We start from the raw sequence: 17,937 nt of genomic DNA, 5'->3' as shown, positions 1-17,937 counted from the left end.
CGATGAGTTTCTCCGCTCGCGGGGGTCTTCTCCATACGAGGACCACCGCGAGCGGAGGCAGCATCATGACGACGACCACCCACCTGGACGAGCAATTCACCGCCGTCCTGCGCAAGAGCCCGAGCGAGGGCGGCTGGACCTACCTCGTCTGGCCGCGGAGCGTCGAGTTCTTCGGCACCCGAGGGCTCGTCAAGGTCCGCGGCACGATCGACGGACACCCTTTCCGCAGCTCCTTCATGGCCCTGGGCGACGGCACCCACAAGCTGCCCATCAAGACCGACCTCCGCAAGGCCATCGGAAAGGGCGAGGGCGACACGGTGACCGTGCACCTGGACGAGCGGCTCAGCTCCTGAGCGGCAGCGCTCCGCAGGAAGTGCCGCAACAGTCCGTCGTTCGCCTGCGGGCCCGTCGTGGCTGGTCGCGCAGTTCCCCGCGCCCCTTCAGGGCGCTACCGCACCGTAGTCGACTTCAGCGCGGGAAGCCGCTTACGGCTTGACGAGCGCGTCGATTCGGGTCAGTTCGTCCGCGTCGAAGTCGAGGTTGCGGATGGCGCCGACGCTGTCCTCGAGCTGCTGCGGGCTGCTCGCGCCGACGAGGGCGGATGTCACCCGGCCGCCGCGCAGGACCCAGGCCAGGGCCATCTGGGCCAGGGTCTGGCCGCGGGACTTGGCGATGTCGTCGAGGGCGCGCAGCCGGGCGACGAGTTCCCCGGTCAGTGCCTCGGATTTCAGGAACGGGCTGTCACCGGCGGCTCGCGAGTCCTCCGGGATGCCGTCGAGGTAGCGGGCGGTGAGCACGCCCTGGTCCAGCGGGGAGTAGGCGATGGAGCCGACCTGCAGCTCGTCGAGGGCGTCCAGCAGACCCCCGTCCTCGGGGCGGCGGTCGGTCATCGAGTAGCGCGGCTGGTGGATCAGCAGCGGGGTGCCCAGCTCACCGAGGATGCGGGCGGCCTCACGGGTCTGCTCGGCCGAGTAGTTGGAGACGCCCACGTACAGCGCCTTGCCCTGCTGCACCGCCGAGTGCAGGGCGCCCATCGTCTCATCGAGGGGAGTCTCCGGGTCGGGGCGGTGCGAGTAGAAGATGTCGACGTAGTCCAGGCCCATACGGGAGAGGGACTGGTCGAGCGAGGAGAGCAGGTACTTGCGGGAGCCCCACTCGCCGTACGGTCCGGGCCACATCAGGTACCCGGCCTTGGTGGAGATGACCAGCTCGTCGCGGTAGGCCGCGAAGTCCGCCTTCAGGGCCTCACCGAAGGCGCTCTCGGCGGCGCCGGGCGGCGGGCCGTAGTTGTTCGCCAGGTCGAAGTGGGTGACGCCGAGGTCGAAGGCGCGGCGCAGGATCGCGCGCTGTGTCTCGACCGGGCGGTCCGGACCGAAGTTGTGCCACAGGCCGAGCGACAGAGCGGGCAGCCTCAGGCCGCTGCGTCCGGTGCGCCGGTAGGGCATGTCGGCGTAACGGTCGGGGTGTGCGGTGTACAACGCGACTCCAGGGGGTTGGCGCGGTTTCCTGACTACCTTTGTCCACTCTTTCGCGACCTGGGGGCATTGGTCCAACAGAAGAATCCGATGGAATTCAGCGGATAGGCTTCTCAGTCATGGAACTGCGCCATCTTCAGCACTTTGTCGCGGTCGCCGAGGACCAGCACTTCACCCGTGCCGCCGAGCGGCTGCTGGTGTCCCAGTCCGGCCTGTCCGCCTCCATCCGGGCGCTGGAGCGGGAGTTGCAGACGCCGCTGTTCGTGCGGACGACGCGCCGGGTGACGCTCACCCCGGCCGGGCGGGCGCTGCTGGTCGAGGCGGAACGGATCCTCGCCCAGGTGCGGGCGGCCCATGAGGCGGTGGCCGCGGTGCAGGGCGTGCTGCGCGGCATGCTGGCGCTCGGGTCGGAGCAGTGCATCGCCGGGGTGCATGTGGCCGGGCTGCTCGCCGCGTTCCGGGGCCGCCACCCGGACGTGGAGATCTGTCTGCGGCAGGCGGGCTCGGGCGCGCTGGCGGAGGAGGTCGCGGCCGGGCGGCTCGATCTGGCGTTCACCGTCCGGACGGCGGGCGAGGACACCGATCAGCTGCGAGCCGTACCCCTGACCAGCGAGCCGATGACAGTGCTGTGCCATCCCAGCCACCGGCTGGCGACGGCCGGTACGGCCGTGACCCTGGAGGAGCTGGGCGGCGAGGTCTTCGTCGACTTCCACCCGGACTGGGGGCCGCGCCGCACCACCGACGCCGCGTTCGCCGACGCGGGCGTACGGCGGACGGTCGCCCTGGAGGTGAACGACGTGCACAGCCTGCTGGACATGGTCGACGAGAACCTCGGCATCGCCGTCGTACCGCGGCATTTCCGGCACAAGCGCGAGTCGCTGACGGCCCTGTCGGTGAAGGACACCGACGAGATCGTGTACGAGACGGTCGCCCTGCTGCCGCCCGCGCAGGCCACGAGCCCGGCCGCCCGGGCCCTGATGACTCTGCTGGAAACAGAGGGCGCGTGACGGACGGCGATGCGCGATGGTGGAGCCATGCATGCCAAGGACATCCTCATCGACGCGTACGGCCGCATCCAGGAAGAAGTCCACGCCACCGTCGAGGGCCTGGGCCCCGACGACCTCAACGCCCGGCCGTCCACCGACGCCAACTCCATCACCTGGCTGGTCTGGCATCTCACCCGCGTCCAGGACGACCACATCGCCGACGCCTTCGCGCTCGACCAGGTGTGGCTCACCCAGGACTGGCAGAAGACCTTCGGTCTCGACCTGCCGCGCCACGACACCGGGTACGGGCACTCGTCGACCAAGGTCGCCAAGGTGCGGGTCGACTCCGGTGACCTGCTGACCGGCTACTACGACGCCGTCCACGAGCAGACGCTCGGTGCCCTGCGTGCGCTCGCCGCCAAGGATCTGGAGCGCATCGTGGACGACCGCTGGGATCCGCCGGTCAGCCTCGGCGTCCGGCTGGTCAGCGTCTTGTCCGACGATCTGCAGCACGTCGGACAGGCCGCCTACATCCGCGGACTGCTTCAGAGCAGGTAGCCCGGCAGGACGACGTCCTCGATGAGGGCCTTGCGCTCGTCGAACGGGAGGAACGCGCTCTTCACCGCGTTCACCGTGACCGTGCGCAGGTCCTCGACACCCCAGCCCGCCTCTTCGACCAGCAGGGACATCTCCCGGGTCATCGTCGTGCCGGACACCAGTCGGTTGTCGGTGTTGAGGGTGACCCGGAAGCCCAGATCCTTCAGGGCGGTGATCGGGTGGTCGGCGATCGAGGTGGCGGCACCGGTCTGCAGGTTGGATGTCGGGCACATCTCCAGCGCGATACGGCGGTCCCGTACCCAGCCCGCGAGACGGCCGAGCTTGCCGTCCACGATGTCCTCGGTGATGCGGACGCCGTGGCCGATGCGCTGGGCGCCGCACACCTGGAGGGCCTGGTGGATGCTGGGCAGCCCGTGCGCCTCGCCGGCGTGGATCGTGAACGGGACGCTCTCGCGGCGCAGATGCTCGAAGGCGGCGAGGTGGTCGGCGGGCGGGAAGCCGTCCTCGGCGCCGGCGATGTCGAAGCCGACGACTCCGGCGTCCCGGAAGGTGACGGCCAGGTCGGCGGCCTCGCGGACGCGGTCGAACATCCGCATCCCGCACAGCAGCGTGCCCACCCGGACCGGCGTGCCCGCGGCCGCGGCCTTCGCCATGCCGGCCGCCAGCCCCTCCTGCACGGTCTCGACGACCTCCGACAGGGGCAGCCCGCCCTTGACCATCAGCTCGGGCGCGTACCGCGTCTCGGCGTAGACCACACCGTCCTCGGCGAGGTCGAGGACGTACTCCTCGGCGGTGCGCAGCAGTCCCTCGCGGGTCTGCATCACGGCGAGGGTGTGCTCGAAGGTGGCGATGTAGCGGACCAGGTCGCCGGAGTTCGCGGCTTCGAAGTACCAGGCGGCGAGCGCGTCGGGGTCGGTGGTGGGAAGCGTGTGGCCGACCTCGTCCGCCAGTTCCACCACGGTGGCGGGGCGCAGTCCGCCGTCGAGGTGGTCGTGCAGGACTGCCTTGGGGAGGCGGCGGAGAGAGGCGGGGTCTATGCGCGTAGATGACATGTGCGATGGTTCCTCGACGTTCGGTTGAGCGGGGTCAGGCCGCGGGCTGGAGCAGGTCCCAGCGGTTGCCGTACAGATCCTGGAAGACGGCGACCGAGCCGTACGGCTCATGCCGCGGCTCCTCCAGGAAGGTCACGCCGGCCGCGAGCATCCGGGCGTGGTCACGGGCGAAGTCGTCGGTGTACAGGAAGAACCCGACGCGCCCACCGGTCTGGTCGCCGATCCGCCCGCGCTGGGCGTCACCCTGGGCGCGCGCGAGCAGCAGCCCGGTCCCCTGCACCCCGGCACCGGGTTCGACCACGACCCAGCGCGAGCCGTCGGGGCGCGGTGTGTCCTCGACGAGCCGGAATCCGAGGGCCTCGGTGTAGTAGCGGATCGCCTCGTCGTAGTCGTCGACGACGAGGGTGACCAGGGCGATGCGTCTCATCGGGGCCTTTCGGGGCGGGGTGCCGAGGAGTGGTTGACGCGAGAGGTTATACGTAAAACCCCCGGGGCGCCAGTCGGTACGTACGGGCATGCGGGCGGCCCGATCGGCACGGTGACGTCAGAGCGCGGCGCAGGCGTCGCCGATCGCCTCGTCCAGGATCGTCAGGCCGAGCGAGAGCTCCTCCTCGGTGGCGGTCAGCGGTGGCGCGATGCGGAAGACTCCGCCCATGCCGGAGAGCTGGACGATGTTCATGTGGAGGCCGAGTTCGAGGCAGCGCCGGGTGACCCGGGCGCCCAGTTCGTCCGAGCTCCGCTTCGACTCGCGGTCCACGACGAGTTCGAGCCCGGCCAGCAGCCCCCGGCCGCGGATGTCGCCGACGACCGCGTGACGCCCGGCGATGTCCTGAAGTCCCTGACGCAGGAACTCCCCGAGCGACCGGGCGCGCTCGTCGAGCTTGTCGCCGGTCAGCACATCGAGGACGGTGTTGCCGACGGCGGCCACCAGCGGGTCGGACACGTGCGTGGTGAAGAACAGGAACCCGCGGTCGTACGCCTCCTGCTCGGTCTCGGCGCTGGTGACCACGGCCGCGAGCGGGAGTCCCGCGCCGAGTGTCTTGGACAGCGTGAGGATGTCGGGGACGACACCGTCGCGCTCGAAGGCGTACCAGGTCCCGGTGCGGCACAGCCCGGTCTGGGCCTCGTCGAGGATCAGCAGCATGCCGCGTTCCCGGCACTTCTGCTGGAGGGCCGCGACATACCCCTCCGGCGGCTCGATGACGCCGCCCGAGCTGAGAATCGGTTCTACGAGGCACGCGGCCAGGCTGCCGGTCGACTGGGCGTCGATCAGGTCGAACGCGAAGTCCAGCTGGCGGCGCCAGTCCAGCGAGCCGTCGGCCGTGGTGAAGTCCGGTCGGTAGGCGTTCGGCACGGGGATGGCGAAGTTGCCGGGCGCGGGTGGGCCGTAGCCCTTGCGGCCGGTGCTGTAGGTGGCGGAGGCGGCGGCCTGTGTCATGCCGTGCCAGGACCGTGCGAAGGACACGATCTCGTGCTTGCCGGTGACGAGCTTGGCCATCCGGAGGGCGGCCTCGTTCGACTCGGCGCCGGTCGTCAGCAGCTGGACCTTCTCCAACGGTGCGGGCAAGGTGCCGGCCAGCCGCGCGGCGAGGTCCACGACGGGGCGGCTGAGCATGCCGCTGTAGAGGTGGTCGAGGGTCGCGATCTGCCGCTGGACGGTCGCGACGATCTCCGGGTGGGAGTGGCCGAGGATCGCGCTCATCTGGCCGGAGGTGAAGTCGAGGATCTTCCGGCCGTCCGCGGTGAACAGGAAGCTCCCGGCGGCGCGGACGATGATCTCGCGGGTGAACTCGCCGCCGTAGCGCACGAGATGCCGCTCGGCATCGGCCCAGAAGGCGTCGGTGGACGGAAGGGAGGGGGTCGAAGAGGCCATGCCGCCGACGCTAGGTCGGGGTCGAGCGACACGTCCATCTCACAATTCCGGCCTTCCTGTTCGGTGTTTCCGCACAGCGATCCGCAGCACAATGGCGGCGTGATGAACCCTTGGAGGCTGCGGCTGCTGACCCAGCTGGACGCGCTGGGCACCGTCCGGGCGGTCGCCCAGGCCGCCAACCTGAGCCCGTCGAGCGTGTCCCAACAGCTCGCCGTGCTGGAGACCGAGACGCGAACCCAACTGCTGGAACGCACGGGTCGGCGGGTGCGGTTGACCTCGGCCGGGCTGATTCTCGCGCGGCGGGCGCGGGTGATCCTCGACCACATGGACAGCGTCGAGGCGGAGTTGCGCGGTTTCGGCGAGGAACCGGCCGGGCTGGTGCGATTGGGCGCGTTCCAGAGCGCGATCCACACCATGGCCGTACCGGCGGTGACCCGTCTGGCGCGCGAACATCCGCACCTCGACGTAGAGTTGCGCGAGTTGGAGCCGCACGCCAGCATGCCTGCCCTGCGGGCGGGCGACGTGGACGTCATCATCACGACCACGGACGTCGACGAGCTGCCGTTGGGTCCGGACGTCGACCTCGTACCACTGGCCACCGACCGCATCCTGCTGGTCGTCCCGCCCGGGCATCACGCCGTCGGCCGTGGCGCGGTGGACCTCGCGGCCCTGGCGGACGAGCCCTGGGCGTTCGACATGCCGCATTCGTACATGGCCAATCTCGCGCTACGACTGTGCCGCCAGGCACGGTTCGAACCGCGGGTGGTCTGCCGGTTCAGCAACTACATGATGGCCCTTCAGCACGTCGAGGCCGGGCTGTCGATCACATTGCTGCCCGGCCTGGCTGTCCACCACAGCCGCTATCGCGTCGCCACCCGGGAACTCGCGACTCCCGTGACGCGAGACATCACGGCGGCGATCCGCCGCGGCTCACCACCTCGCGCGGCGGTGCGCGTCGTGCTGGACGTCCTGCGTGACCATCCGGCCCCAGAAAGCGCCCAGCTGCTCGGGCCGCGCGACGTCCGGTAGTCGGTCGGGATCACGCCCGGTCTGCCCCGTGGCGGCGGAGCAGACCGGCCGGTGATCGGCAGTTGGTGGGGGCCGCCGCTACGGGGCGAGGGTCTCCCCGAAGCGGGCGTCGGGCGAGGGGGCGCTGAGTGTGGCGCCGTTGAAGGACCAGGATCCGGCCGCGGCGGGGCCGTTGGCCGTGCCGGGGAAGACCCAGGCGGCGCCGTCGTTGGTGTCCTCGCGGGGTGCGGAGGCGATCAGTTCGGCCTTGCCGTCCTTGTTGGCGTCGATGAGCCGCAGGGCGCCGCCGAACCAGTCGCCGTTCTCGTTGTCACCGGGAACGGACGGTGTGCTCTGGCTGAAGCTGGCCAAACCTCTCGGTGTGAGCCCGCCGGGACTCCCCCGCATCACCCACACGGTGCCCGGGTCGGTGAGGGTGTTGATGTCGTTGGCGGGAGCGCCGAGCGCGGCGTCGGCATAGCCGTCGCCGTTGACGTCCGCCACGGTCACCGCACCGCCGAAACGGTCGCCGGTCTTGTCGTCACCGGAGGCGCCGATGGTCGTCTGGGTGAAGTGCTGGTCGGCATCCGGACCGCCCGGGCCGCTGGGCCCGCCGAGGAAGACATCGACGGTGCCGCCGTCGACCAGGACCTCGTTGAGGTCGTCGCTGTCGGCCGGGGAACCGAAGACTAGGTCGGCGTAGCCGTCGTTGTTGAGGTCACCGGAAGCACCGACCGGGCCACCGCGCAGACCACGACCGTACGTCAGCCCATCGGGGCCACCCCGGAGGTAACTGGCCGCGCCGAACGTCTCGACGGGATTGAGCGATTCGTAGACGGTGAAGGTGCCGAGCAGGACCAGGTCGTCGTCGTTGCCGCTCTTGTCGTAGTCGCCGGGGGTGAGGCCGGTGGGGGTGAAGTCCTCATTCCACCTCCAGTTCACGGGAGTGGCCCGGACGGTGTGTCCGCCGTCGGCGCCGGCTTCGAAGACGTAGGTCTGCAGCGCCTTGCTACTCAGGAGCGCGAGTTCGGTGCCGGAGCCGTGGAAGCGGCCGGCGGCCAGGCCCAGTCCGAAGCGTCCGCGGGTCGTCGGGGTGCTGTCCTGCAGCGTGACCGCGCCGGTGGCCCGCAGCCCGTTCGCGGAGCCCCACAGCACGACCGCCGCCCCCGCGTCGACAGTGGTGCCGAAGTCCTTGCCGGGCATGCCGACGACGAGGTCGGCGTAACCGTCGCCGTCCAGGTCCCCGGAGGCGGTGGTCCGCCCGAAGCCGTCGTCGGTCTGGGCGAGACCCGGTATCCCGGGGGTGCTCAGGCTGAACGTCGCCCGGCGGGCGACGGACAGGCCGCTCGCGGAGCCGTACAGCACGGCGACATATCCGGCGCCCTTCTGGGCGCTGACCGTGCCGCCGGGGGCGGATATCACCGCGTCGGGGTACCCGTCGCCGTTGAAGTCGTCGTGGGCCGCCTGCACGGCCGCGGGCGCGGCGGGCGCCGGAGCGGCCGTCGCGGTGATGGTGGCGCCGATCGTGAGTAATACGGTCGCGGCGGCAGGCCCGGACAGCAGGCCTCGTCGTGTCATGGAGGTTCTGGTGGTGGAACGCGTACTGCGCACTTCGTGGCTCCTGGGATCTCGGCATGGCCGGTCGGGCGCGGAGTCGCGGGGGTGCGGCGGGGGCCCGTTCCCCGCTGCCGCGAGGTTGGACCGGAGACCGGGCACAAGGGTTGTGCTCGGTCGCGCGGAAACGGCAACCACCCCGGGCGTACGCACGCCCGACATCCTCTTCCCGCACGGGAGTTGCCTGGGGGTCTTCCTCGGACCGGCTCCGCGCGGGCGCGGGCGATGAGCCCGAATGCCGCTACGGTCACCGCACCGAGCCCAGTGGCATGACCCTGCGATACGCCTGCACCGCGATCACCGCGACCGCGAGGTGCATCACGAGCAGGGCCACCACACCGGTCACCTCGCCCTCGTCGAACAGGAAGAAGTCCGGAACGCGGGAGATGACGACGACCGAGGGGACGAGTCGGCGGACCAGGCGTTCGGGATCCTGGGAAAGCCTGCGGACGATGCCCCACCCGACCGCTCCCGCCAGCACACCCAGGGCGGTCAGGAAGACGTACGACGGGGGCTCCAGCGGGTCGAAGTCGTCCGGCGCGCTCATCGCGTGCGCCAGCACAGCGATCAACGCGTTTACCGAGGAGGCGAGCAGGAAGGCGAGGAAAACACCTCCCGCCACCACCAGCGGGCTCCGCCGTGAAGGGAGTGCCTCGGAGACAGCGGAGACAGGGGGCATGGCAACTCCAGTTCGTGAAAGGGGACATGGTCAGCTCCTGGGACTGCTGGTCGCGTCCAGGCGCGGCAGGAGACGGTCGGAGTCGGCGTCGCCACGGCTGTCGGACGCATGCCGACTCGCGGCGATCAGGTAGGCGAGGGCTGCCGCGAAGACCAGCAGTGCGGTCCAGTCGTTCAGGCGCAGGCCGAGGATGTGGTGGGCCTCGTCGACCCGCAGGTACTCGATCCAGAAGCGGCCGACGCAGTAGGCGGCGGCGTACAGCGCGAACGCGCGCCCTCGGTCGAGGCGGAAGCGGCGATCCGCCCACACGACCAGGGCGGCCACACCGAGACACCACAGCGACTCGTACAAGAAGGCGGGGTGGTAGGTGGCCAGGTCGGAGGTGGCCTCGGGCCGGTGCGCGGGGTCGATCTCCAACCCCCAGGGGAGGGTGGTGGCCCGCCCGTAGAGTTCCTGGTTGAACCAGTTGCCCCAGCGGCCGACGGCCTGGCCCAGGGCGATGCCGGGGGCGACCGCGTCGGCGAACGCCGGCAGGGGGACACCGCCCCGGCGGCAGCCGATCCAGGCTCCGACGGCACCGCCCGCGATGGCGCCCCAGATGCCGATGCCCCCGTCCCAGACGAAGAGGGCCTTGAGCGGATCGCCGCCCGTGCCGAAGTACGGCTCGCTGGACGTGATCACGTGGTAGAGGCGGGCACCGACCACACCGAAGGGGACCGCCCACAGGGCCACATTCGTCACGACGGCCTTCTCTCCCCCGCGGGCGGCCCAGCGACGGCCTCCCAGCCATACCGCCGCGGCGATTCCGAGGATCAGCATCAGTGAGTAGCCGCGCAGCGGGAGCGGCCCCAGGTGGATCTCGCCGATGGAGGGGCTGGGAATGAAGGCCAGGGGCACTGGTGGTTCCTCACGGGGTGCGGTGGAGCTCGGGCGGCCGGGTGCGAGGCTGATCTTCGCCGTCCGCACGGCCTGGCACATCGACCGATCGACGCATCCTCCGCCCACCGATCGGTCGATGCGTTCGCACTGGACGACTGATCCTCCGGCTACTCGGCTGCCCGTACGCTGACGACCATGGCACTGCAGCAGGCATGGGAGAGAGCACGGTGGAAGGCCGTGGGCCAACACGCCTTCTTCGCCGTCGTGCTCACCCTGTCCGTGCTGGGTGCACTGGCCGGGACGGACCTGACGACCGGCACGGCACTGCTGCGGATCGGCCCGGCGGTGGGACTCGCCGCCTGGTACGCGTACTGGATCGCGCTGCGCGGCGGCGCCGGCCGCCCACCGCTGCCCTACCTCGTCGGGGCGTTGGCGGCGTGGATGGCCATGTCCGTGGTGGACCCCGCGCTGCTCCCGGTCGCCGTGGCCGTGCTGACCCCGTACTGGCTACGACGGGCCTGGTGGTCGGCCGGCGGGGTGCTGGTGCTGAGCGGCGCCTGGTCGTGGCAGCGCTTCACCACGGACGGTTCCGCCGACGCGCGCATACTCACGGGCTGCGTGCTCGGTGCCGCGCTGGCGGTCACCATCGTCTGCTACGTCGCCGCCCTCGACCACGAGAGCCACAAGCGCCAGCGGCTCCTGGACGAGCTCACCGCCACTCAGGCGGAACGAGCGGCGGCGGAACGTCAGGCAGGCACGCTGGCCGAACGCCAGCGCCTGGCCCGAGAGGTCCATGACACCCTGACCCAGGGCTTCGCGTCCATCTCCATGCTGCTGGACGCCGCACGCGACGACCTGCCGGCCAACTCCCCCGCGGCCCGCCGCGTCGAGCAGGCCATGCGCACGGCCCGGGACAACCTCGCCGAGAGCCGCCGCCTCGTGCAGGCCCTTCGCCCGGCGCCACTGGACCGCACACACCTGGCGGACGCGGTCCGCGAACTCACCACCCGACTGACGGAGGAGACCGGCATCGAGGCCTACACGGTCGTGACCGGCCAACCGGTCGCCCTTACTGCCGGCAGCGAGGGCGAGTTGCTGCGTGTCGTGCAGGAGGCACTCACCAACGCCCGGCGGCACGCCCACGCGGTGAGCGTGTCGGTCACGCTGTCCTACCTCGGAGACGCCCTGGCCGTCGACATCCAGGACGACGGCACCGGTTTCGCACCCGCTGGCCGGCATGCCGGCATCGGGCTGATCACCATGCGCGAGCGCATCGCCGCCCTGGACGGCACGTTCGCGGTGGAAAGCGGCGCGGGCGAGGGTACGACCGTCGCCGTCACCGTGCCTCTCCCGATCGAGCCTTCGGTCTCCGTCCCGGTCGGCCCTTCGGCCGCCGAAGCCTCACCCGTGGCCGGTACTGAACGGATGGCCCCAGCACCATGACCACTTCGGCCTCCCCTTCGATCCGCATCCTCCTCGCAGACGACCACCTCGTCGTCCGCGAGGGGCTGGCCGCCATACTCGCCACCCAGCCCGACCTCACGGTCGCCGGCGAAGCAGCCAGCGGTACCGAGGCAGTGCACCAGACCGCCTCACTCGCACCCGACGTCGTCCTGATGGACCTGCAGATGCCCGGCATGGACGGCACGGCCGCGACCGCCGCCATCCGTGCCGCCCAGCCCGAGGTGCGGGTCCTCGTCCTGACCACCTATGACACGGACGCCGACATCACCGCAGCCATCGACGCCGGCGCGGTCGGCTACCTGCTCAAGGACACCGGACGACACGAACTGTGCGAGGCCGTGCGTACCGCCGCCCGGGGAGGATCAGCACTGTCCCCCACGGTGGCCGCCAAAGTTCTCGCCCACATGCGCGGTGACCGGGCTGCCGGGCTGTCCGGCCGGGAACTCGAAGTGCTGTCCGCCGTGGCCCGCGGGCAGAGCAACAAGCTGATCGCCCGCGCCCTGCGTCTGTCCGAGGCCACGGTCAAGACCCATCTGCTGCACATCTACGCCAAGCTCGACGTCGCCGACCGCACCGCCGCCGTCACCGCCGCACTGAGCCGCGGAATCATCCGCATCGACTGAACGCCGCACGGAGCCCAGGCTGAGCATCACGCGCTGCAGGGCGCGCCATCACTGCACGAGTTCGGTCTTCGCGGGTGCCGGCGGTGGACGGTCAGGCCCTCTCCACCAGTATCGAGTAGGCCCTCTCGAGGCCCTGCGTGTAGCTGGCCCCCAACTCGACATAGACGTGCCCGCCGGCCGCACAGGCCTCACGCAAGGCCGAGCTCTGTTCTCTGACCCACGCGGCGATCTCCCGGTAGGTGGTGTCATCGGCTCCATCGAGCCAGTCCGGGGCGGTTCTCAAGTCTTCGGTGGTCAGCTCCGTGTTTCCGAGGAAGACGGAGCGCAGCGGCATCCCGAGACCGGTGGCGGCTGCGGCCGCCGCAGGCGTGACGATGTCGCCCTCGACCACGTAACCGTCCAGGGGATCGGATTCGTCGAGCCCCTCCGCGGTGGCGCGGATGAACTCCACGAGGAAGGGCTGTGCCTGGACAGCCTTGTCCGGATGCGTACCGTGCCGCACGCCGAGCCGGGGCGCGGCGCGCTGCAGCATCGAAACCAGAGCGTCGGTCGGGCATCCCGGGATGCCATCCCGTTCCAGCAACATCCAAGCGAGCGTGCTCTTGCCCACCCGCGGCGGGCCGCCTATCAGGTAGATCACGTGCAGACCGTACCCGAGTGACAGCTTGGGTGATCTCGCGGCGGCACAGTCCTGTTGGCGACCGCGCTGCGCCGGCCAGCGCTACCGCCGCCACCAGGCAACCGAGCAACGAATCGGCACGCCAGCCCTGAGGTGAGTCGGGCACCCCAGCCTGCGGTGTTGTTCTGCGACAGCGGGCGGCCGGCCGCCGTATCGGACTACGGCAGGCGGTCGGTGTCGCCGTCGGGGGCGGCGTGGGCCAGGCCCGTGCGGTAGGCGATGACGACGAGTTGGGCCCGGTCGCGGGCCTCGAGCTTCGTCATGGCGCGCTGCACGTGGGCGCGGACGGTGAAGGGGCTGAGGAACATCCGCTCGGCGATCTCCTGGTTGGACAGGCCGGTCGCGACCAGGGCCACCATCTCGCGTTCGCGCGGGGTGAGCACGGCGAGTTGTTCGGGGTCGTGCGGCGGGGCGTGGGCCGGGGTGGCCAGGAAACGGGCGACCAGGGAGCGGGTCGCGGCAGGGGACAGAAGTGTGTCGCCGTCGGCGATCGTACGGACGGCGTCCGCCAGGTCCTCGGCGCCGATGCCCTTGCCGATGAAGCCGCCGGCCCCTGCGCGGAGCGCCTGAGCGACGTGCTCGTCGGTCTCGTACGTGGTGAGGATCAGGATGCGGCTGCCGCGTAGTTCCGGGTCCGCGCAGATCTCCGACGTGGCGGTGAGACCGTCCACTTCGGGCATACGGATGTCCATGACCACCACATCCGGGCGCAGTTCCCGGGTGAGCCGCACCGCCTCCCTGCCGTCGCCGGCCTCGCCGACCACGGTGATGTCGTCGGCGGTGTCGAGAAGCATCCGGAAGGCACCGCGCAGCAGGGCCTGATCGTCGGCGAGGAGCACGCGGATCGTCACGGCGCATCCCCGGCCTCTGAGTGGCCCGTCCGTCGGTCGCCTGTCGCTCCGTCGGTCATTCGTCCCTCGATGGTTGTCGCTGCGTCAGTCCTCCGCGTCGCGTCTTCGGCGGGCGGGAGGGGCAGTTGGGTGGAGACGAGGAAACCGCCCTCCGGGCTCCTGCCCGCGGAGAGATGGCCGCCGACCGCCGTGGCACGTTCACGCATCCCGATCAGACCGTAACCGGGCGGACGGTCCGGCACCTTGGCCGCACTCGGTCCCGCCGATGCGGTCGGCACCGTACGGACACCCCTTCCGTCGTCGGCGACTGTGATGGTCACGCGATCGCGGTTCCAAGCGAGACGCACCCGGGCGCTACCGGTACCGGCGTGCTTGGTCACGTTGGTCAGGGCCTCCTGGACGATGCGGTAGGCGGTGAGGTCCACTCCCGGCGGCAGCGGCCTGGCCGTGCCCTCCTGGTGCACTGCCACCTCCAGACCCGCGCGGCGGAAGGACTCGAGGAGCGTGGGAAGCCGGGCCAGCCCGGGCGCCGGCTCGGCGGGCGCGGCCGCGTCCCCGGACTGGCGCAGCAGACCGACCGTGGCCCGCAGGTCGTCGAGCGCGTCGCCGGTGGTCTTGACGAGCTCCTTCAGGCTCTTGCGGGTCTGCTCCGGGCGGGCGTCGAAGAGGTGGGCGGCGACCGTGGCCTGTGCGTTGGCCAGGGTGATCTGATGGGCCACCAGGTCGTGCAACTCCCGGGCGATGCGCACCCGTTCCTCGGCCACTCTCCGGCGCGCCTCGCTGTCCCGGCTCTCCTCGGCCCGCCGCGCCCGTTCCTCCACGGCAGCCAGGTAGGCCCGTCGGTTCTGCGCCGAGTTGCCGAGTACGCCGGCCACCAGCGGGAACGCCGCCACCGCTCCCATCCTGCTCGCGTCCTTCCACGAATCGGTCCCGAACGGGAGGGTGGAGGCGACCAGCAGCGCCGTGGAGATGAGCAACACCGCGCTCGCCGCGCGCCGTTCCATGCGCACGGCGATTGAGTAGGCGGTGATCACGGCGGGGGCCACGATGAGCGGGCTCAGCAGGAGACCCGACGGCGCGACCAGCATGCCGCTCACGGTCGTGACCGCGATGGCGGCCAGGGGTGTCCTGTGCCGTACCGGCAGCACGGCACAGGACACCACGGCGATGAGGTAGGCGGCGGCGGGCGGCGGAGACAGCGGCTTGTCGTCGGCCTGCACCACGCCGCCGAACAGACAGATCGCGAACGCCGTCGCCGTGATCGCCGCCTCCCGCCACCACGTGCCGCGTGGTCGCGGGCCGCCGCCGCCCGTGTTCGTCATGGCCGGCTCAGCGCTGGTGCCGGCCGACGGCGAGCGGCGTCACCGCTGTGTCCGGCTCGGTCGCGGAGTCCGGGACACGCCTGCTCAGTTTCTCGCCCTCGATATCCACATTCGGCAGCACGCGGTTCAGGATACGAGGCAGCCACCAGGCCCGGTGGCCGAGCAGGGCCAGGACCGCCGGCACGATCGCCATCCGGACCACGAAGGCGTCGAAGGCGACGGCGGCGGCCAGGCCGACGCCCATCGTCTGGATGGTCGGGTTGCTCATCCCGATGAATCCGGCGAACACGCTGACCATGATGATCGCCGCCGCGGCCACCACACGTCCGCTGTGCCGGAAACCGTTGACGATTGCCTCGCCGGGCGACGCGCCATGGACGTAGGCCTCCCGCATCCGCGTGAGGAGGAAGACCTCGTAGTCCATGGCGAGGCCGAACACGATGCCGATGATGAGAATCGGCATCAGCGACATGACCGGTCCGGTCTGCTCGATGCCGACCAGGTCCGCCGCCCAGCCCCACTGGAAGACGGCGACGAGGACGCCGAAGGCGGCACCCACCGACAGCAGGAAGCCGAGCGCGGCCTTGACCGGGACCAGGACCGAGCGGAAGACCACCATCAGCAGGAGCACCGCCAAGCCGATGACCACGGTCAGATAGGGGATGAGGGCATCGGACATGGCCTCGGAAATGTCGATGTTCAGCGCGGTTTTCCCGGTCACGAGGACGCCGGCGCCCGTGTCGGCCTCGACGTCGGAGACCGCGCCCCGGATCGCGTGCACCAGGTCCTTGGTCTCGCCGCTGTTCGGCGCGGTCTGCGGGACGGCGGTGAGGACGGCTGTGTCCTTGGTCTGGTTGAGGACCGGATCACCGACCGAGGCGACCCCGTCCACTCCGCGCAGGGTCTCGACGACCTGATCCGTGGTGGCCTGGGTGTCCGTGGATGCCGACGTGTCCACCACCACGGTCAACGGGCCGTTGAAGCCGGGGCCGAAGCCTTCCGACAGCAGGTCGTAGGCGCGGCGCTGGGTGGTCTCCACCGACTTGGACTCGTCTCCGGGCAACCCGAGTTCGAGGCTCAGCGCCGGCAGGGCGACGGCGCCGAGACCGAGTCCGGCGATCATCAGCACGGGCACGGGCCGGCGCAGCACGAACCGCGCCCAGCGGGTGCCGAGCCCGGGCCGGCCGGCCGCGGTGGGCTCCGGGTGCGGGCGCCCGCTACCCGGCCGGGTGGCCTTGCGGACGGCGCGGGACAGGATCCGCCGGCCGAAGAAGCCGAACAGCGCGGGGACCAGGGTCAGTGCGACGAGGACGGCAAGGGCCACGGCGCCCGCGCCGCCCAAGCCCATCTTGGTGAGTTCGGGGATGCCGACGACCCCCAGCCCGACCAGGGCGATGATGACGGTCGCGCCGGCGAAGACGACGGCGGATCCGGCCGTGCCCACTGCCCGGCCGGCGGCCTCCTCCGGCTGGCTGCCCTGGGCGAGTTCGTCGCGGAAGCGGGAGGTGATGAAGAGCGCGTAGTCGATGCCGACCGCCAGTCCCAGCATCAGCGCCAGGATGGCGACGGTGGACGTCAGGCCCAGCGGAACGGCCAGCGCGGAGACCAGGCCGAAGGCGATGGCCACGCCCACGAAGGCGGTCAGCAGCGACAATCCGGCCGCGACCAGCGACCCGAGGGCGAGGATCAGCACCAGCGCCGCCACCGCCACGCCGATGATCTCCGTCGTACCGCCCGGTGCCTCCTCCGATTCCAGGGCCGAGCCGCCGATCTCCACGGTCAGCCCCGCGTCCCGGGCCTGGCTCGCGGCGTCCTCGAGGGCGCTCTTCGTCGGCTCGGTCAGGTCGACGGCGTCCGCGGTGTAGGTGATCGTGGAGTAGGCGATGGTGCCGTCCTCGCTGACAGCGCCGGTCTCATAGGGGTCGGTGGTCGACGCGACCTGATCGCCCCCGTCCAGCGAGCCGATCGTGTCCTCGACAGCCGCCTTGTGCTCCATGGCCGTCACCCGCTGCCCGTCCGGGGCCCGGAACACCAAGCGGGCCTCGGCACCCTGGGAATTGCTCTCGGGAAAGCGCTCGTCCAGCAGGTCGAACGCCTTCTGCGACTCGGTGCCGGGCATGGAGAGGTCCTCTTCCTCCGCGGCCGGCGCCAGGGCGGCGGCGAGCCCGGCCAGCACCAGGACACCCAGCCACAGACCCAGCACGCGCCGGCGCCGCCGGAAGGCCCACCGTCCGATCCGGTAAAGAAATGTCGCCACCTGTTGATCACTCCAGACACCGCTAGGCAAGGGAAATACGCGAGATTCACGCGCCACCCACACTTCCCTCCGGCGCCCTCGCCGGGCATCGTTCCCCGCCGCCATCTCCCCCTGGTGCACCCGCACCAGCCCGCACGCGTCCTGGTGCCTACGCACCACAGGCCGACTTGGGCCTCAACGGGGCTTGAGGGTGGCGGGCGCGGCCTTATGGACCGGGCCCGCCCGCTCGCGGCCGAAACGCCGCGCGAGCGAGACGCATGACGACGGCGCACGTACACACCCTTGTACGAAAGGAGACTTCGCCATGTCGTTGAGCCCCGCCCGTGTACGTCTACTCCTCGCCCTCGTGATCGCGGACCTGCTGCTGTTGCTGGCCGTGTCCGAAGCCGACGCGTCCGCCCCCGCGCCACACGGCGCCCGAGTTGTCGCTGAGGAGCGGGGCGGGTGACCGCCTCGTCGACCTCACGATCGGCTCCCCCGCGCTCGGCCGCACCGGCAAGGTCCGCCCCCTCCTGGAGAGCCCTCGCTGCCGCTGCTGCTGGGCGCCCTGCGTGAATGCTCAGGCGAATCTCATCCGCTCCCCATGGTGAAACCAGGGACCGGCCACAGTATGGTCA

18 protein-coding genes are annotated in these 17,937 nt (G+C 70.9%); 7 read left to right on the top strand and 11 right to left on the bottom strand.

What is annotated here, in order from left to right:
• Positions 1 to 65 precede the first annotated feature (65 nt).
• Positions 66 to 353 (top strand): DUF1905 domain-containing protein, encoded by a 288-nt coding sequence (locus tag AB0I98_RS26870; protein WP_362946055.1) that lies wholly within the window; start codon positions 66 to 68, stop codon positions 351 to 353.
• Between the two features lie 132 nt (positions 354 to 485).
• Here AB0I98_RS26870 and mgrA read toward each other — a convergent pair whose 3' ends face one another.
• Positions 486 to 1,478 (bottom strand): L-glyceraldehyde 3-phosphate reductase, encoded by a 993-nt coding sequence (gene mgrA, locus AB0I98_RS26865; RefSeq protein WP_362946052.1) that lies wholly within the window; start codon positions 1,476 to 1,478, stop codon positions 486 to 488.
• Between the two features lie 116 nt (positions 1,479 to 1,594).
• Between mgrA and AB0I98_RS26860 the strand changes: the two genes are divergently transcribed.
• Positions 1,595 to 2,482 (top strand): LysR substrate-binding domain-containing protein, encoded by an 888-nt coding sequence (locus tag AB0I98_RS26860; RefSeq protein WP_362946050.1) that lies wholly within the window; start codon positions 1,595 to 1,597, stop codon positions 2,480 to 2,482.
• Between the two features lie 27 nt (positions 2,483 to 2,509).
• Positions 2,510 to 3,019, top strand: coding sequence for a DUF664 domain-containing protein (locus tag AB0I98_RS26855; RefSeq protein ID WP_362946048.1), 510 nt, complete (start codon positions 2,510 to 2,512; stop codon positions 3,017 to 3,019).
• On the opposite strand, the gene AB0I98_RS26850 is transcribed toward AB0I98_RS26855, so the two are convergent.
• The 3 genes from AB0I98_RS26850 to AB0I98_RS26840 form a co-directional block, all read right to left on the bottom strand.
• Positions 3,007 to 4,071, bottom strand: coding sequence for an adenosine deaminase (locus AB0I98_RS26850; protein ID WP_362946046.1), 1,065 nt, complete (start codon positions 4,069 to 4,071; stop codon positions 3,007 to 3,009). The genes AB0I98_RS26855 and AB0I98_RS26850 overlap by 13 nt on opposite strands.
• Positions 4,072 to 4,105: 34 nt before the next feature.
• On the bottom strand, positions 4,106 to 4,498 hold the full coding sequence (locus tag AB0I98_RS26845) for a VOC family protein (protein WP_362946043.1): 393 nt from the start codon (positions 4,496 to 4,498) through the stop codon (positions 4,106 to 4,108).
• A gap of 117 nt (positions 4,499 to 4,615) precedes the next feature.
• Positions 4,616 to 5,944 (bottom strand): aspartate aminotransferase family protein, encoded by a 1,329-nt coding sequence (locus AB0I98_RS26840; RefSeq protein ID WP_362946041.1) that lies wholly within the window; start codon positions 5,942 to 5,944, stop codon positions 4,616 to 4,618.
• A 99-nt stretch (positions 5,945 to 6,043) separates the two neighbouring features.
• On the opposite strand from AB0I98_RS26840, the gene AB0I98_RS26835 reads away from it, so the two are divergent.
• Entirely contained in the window at positions 6,044 to 6,973 is a 930-nt protein-coding gene (locus tag AB0I98_RS26835; RefSeq protein WP_362946038.1) for a LysR substrate-binding domain-containing protein, read from the top strand.
• Between the two features lie 78 nt (positions 6,974 to 7,051).
• On the opposite strand, the gene AB0I98_RS26830 is transcribed toward AB0I98_RS26835, so the two are convergent.
• The 3 genes from AB0I98_RS26830 to lgt form a co-directional block, all read right to left on the bottom strand.
• The gene (locus tag AB0I98_RS26830) at positions 7,052 to 8,530 is read right to left on the bottom strand and encodes an FG-GAP repeat protein (protein ID WP_362946035.1); all 1,479 of its coding nucleotides are present in this window, start codon (positions 8,528 to 8,530) and stop codon (positions 7,052 to 7,054) included.
• Between the two features lie 283 nt (positions 8,531 to 8,813).
• A complete protein-coding gene (locus AB0I98_RS26825; protein ID WP_362946033.1) occupies positions 8,814 to 9,245 on the bottom strand; it encodes a DUF6069 family protein in 432 nt (143 codons plus the stop codon).
• Between the two features lie 30 nt (positions 9,246 to 9,275).
• The gene (lgt, locus tag AB0I98_RS26820) at positions 9,276 to 10,142 is read right to left on the bottom strand and encodes a prolipoprotein diacylglyceryl transferase (protein ID WP_362946031.1); all 867 of its coding nucleotides are present in this window, start codon (positions 10,140 to 10,142) and stop codon (positions 9,276 to 9,278) included.
• A gap of 177 nt (positions 10,143 to 10,319) precedes the next feature.
• Here lgt and AB0I98_RS26815 point away from each other — a divergent pair, with 177 nt between their 5' ends.
• Positions 10,320 to 11,567 (top strand): sensor histidine kinase, encoded by a 1,248-nt coding sequence (locus tag AB0I98_RS26815; RefSeq protein WP_362946028.1) that lies wholly within the window; start codon positions 10,320 to 10,322, stop codon positions 11,565 to 11,567.
• A complete protein-coding gene (locus AB0I98_RS26810; protein ID WP_362946025.1) occupies positions 11,564 to 12,211 on the top strand; it encodes a response regulator transcription factor in 648 nt (215 codons plus the stop codon). Before AB0I98_RS26815 ends, AB0I98_RS26810 begins: the two co-directional genes overlap by 4 nt.
• Positions 12,212 to 12,302: 91 nt before the next feature.
• On the opposite strand, the gene AB0I98_RS26805 is transcribed toward AB0I98_RS26810, so the two are convergent.
• The 4 genes from AB0I98_RS26805 to AB0I98_RS26790 form a co-directional block, all read right to left on the bottom strand.
• Positions 12,303 to 12,851 carry a hypothetical protein gene (locus tag AB0I98_RS26805; protein WP_362946023.1) on the bottom strand — a complete coding sequence of 183 codons (549 nt, stop codon included), beginning with the start codon at positions 12,849 to 12,851 and terminating at the stop codon, positions 12,303 to 12,305.
• A gap of 197 nt (positions 12,852 to 13,048) precedes the next feature.
• Entirely contained in the window at positions 13,049 to 13,741 is a 693-nt protein-coding gene (locus tag AB0I98_RS26800) for a response regulator transcription factor (protein ID WP_362946021.1), read from the bottom strand.
• A complete protein-coding gene (locus AB0I98_RS26795; RefSeq protein WP_362946018.1) occupies positions 13,738 to 15,063 on the bottom strand; it encodes a sensor histidine kinase in 1,326 nt (441 codons plus the stop codon). The genes AB0I98_RS26800 and AB0I98_RS26795 overlap by 4 nt, the downstream gene beginning before the upstream one ends.
• Positions 15,064 to 15,070: 7 nt before the next feature.
• On the bottom strand, positions 15,071 to 17,320 hold the full coding sequence (locus tag AB0I98_RS26790) for an MMPL family transporter (protein WP_362946015.1): 2,250 nt from the start codon (positions 17,318 to 17,320) through the stop codon (positions 15,071 to 15,073).
• A 304-nt stretch (positions 17,321 to 17,624) separates the two neighbouring features.
• On the opposite strand from AB0I98_RS26790, the gene AB0I98_RS26785 reads away from it, so the two are divergent.
• Positions 17,625 to 17,768: a hypothetical protein gene (locus AB0I98_RS26785; protein ID WP_362946013.1), complete on the top strand. Its 144-nt coding sequence runs from the start codon at positions 17,625 to 17,627 to the stop codon at positions 17,766 to 17,768.
• Positions 17,769 to 17,937: the final 169 nt, after the last annotated feature.

The sequence above is a fragment of the Streptomyces sp. NPDC050211 genome, from assembly GCF_040656035.1.
GTDB lineage: Bacteria > Actinomycetota > Actinomycetes > Streptomycetales > Streptomycetaceae > Streptomyces.
Note: the sequence above shows the minus strand (reverse complement) of the source record. Positions and strands in the feature narration are given on the sequence as shown.

Bases quoted from the DNA above. Each gene is read 5' to 3' on its own strand.
- AB0I98_RS26870 (WP_362946055.1), top strand. From the start codon at position 66: ATGACGACGACCACCCACCTGGACGAGCAATTCACCGCCGTCCTGCGC.
- AB0I98_RS26860 (WP_362946050.1), top strand. From the start codon at position 1,595: ATGGAACTGCGCCATCTTCAGCACTTTGTCGCGGTCGCCGAGGACCAG.
- AB0I98_RS26855 (WP_362946048.1), top strand. From the start codon at position 2,510: ATGCATGCCAAGGACATCCTCATCGACGCGTACGGCCGCATCCAGGAA.
- AB0I98_RS26850 (WP_362946046.1), bottom strand. From the start codon at position 4,071: ATGTCATCTACGCGCATAGACCCCGCCTCTCTCCGCCGCCTCCCCAAG.
- AB0I98_RS26845 (WP_362946043.1), bottom strand. From the start codon at position 4,498: ATGAGACGCATCGCCCTGGTCACCCTCGTCGTCGACGACTACGACGAG.
- AB0I98_RS26840 (WP_362946041.1), bottom strand. From the start codon at position 5,944: ATGGCCTCTTCGACCCCCTCCCTTCCGTCCACCGACGCCTTCTGGGCC.
- AB0I98_RS26830 (WP_362946035.1), bottom strand. From the start codon at position 8,530: ATGACACGACGAGGCCTGCTGTCCGGGCCTGCCGCCGCGACCGTATTA.
- AB0I98_RS26825 (WP_362946033.1), bottom strand. From the start codon at position 9,245: ATGCCCCCTGTCTCCGCTGTCTCCGAGGCACTCCCTTCACGGCGGAGC.
- AB0I98_RS26815 (WP_362946028.1), top strand. From the start codon at position 10,320: ATGGCACTGCAGCAGGCATGGGAGAGAGCACGGTGGAAGGCCGTGGGC.
- AB0I98_RS26810 (WP_362946025.1), top strand. From the start codon at position 11,564: ATGACCACTTCGGCCTCCCCTTCGATCCGCATCCTCCTCGCAGACGAC.
- AB0I98_RS26795 (WP_362946018.1), bottom strand. From the start codon at position 15,063: ATGACGAACACGGGCGGCGGCGGCCCGCGACCACGCGGCACGTGGTGG.
- AB0I98_RS26785 (WP_362946013.1), top strand. From the start codon at position 17,625: ATGTCGTTGAGCCCCGCCCGTGTACGTCTACTCCTCGCCCTCGTGATC.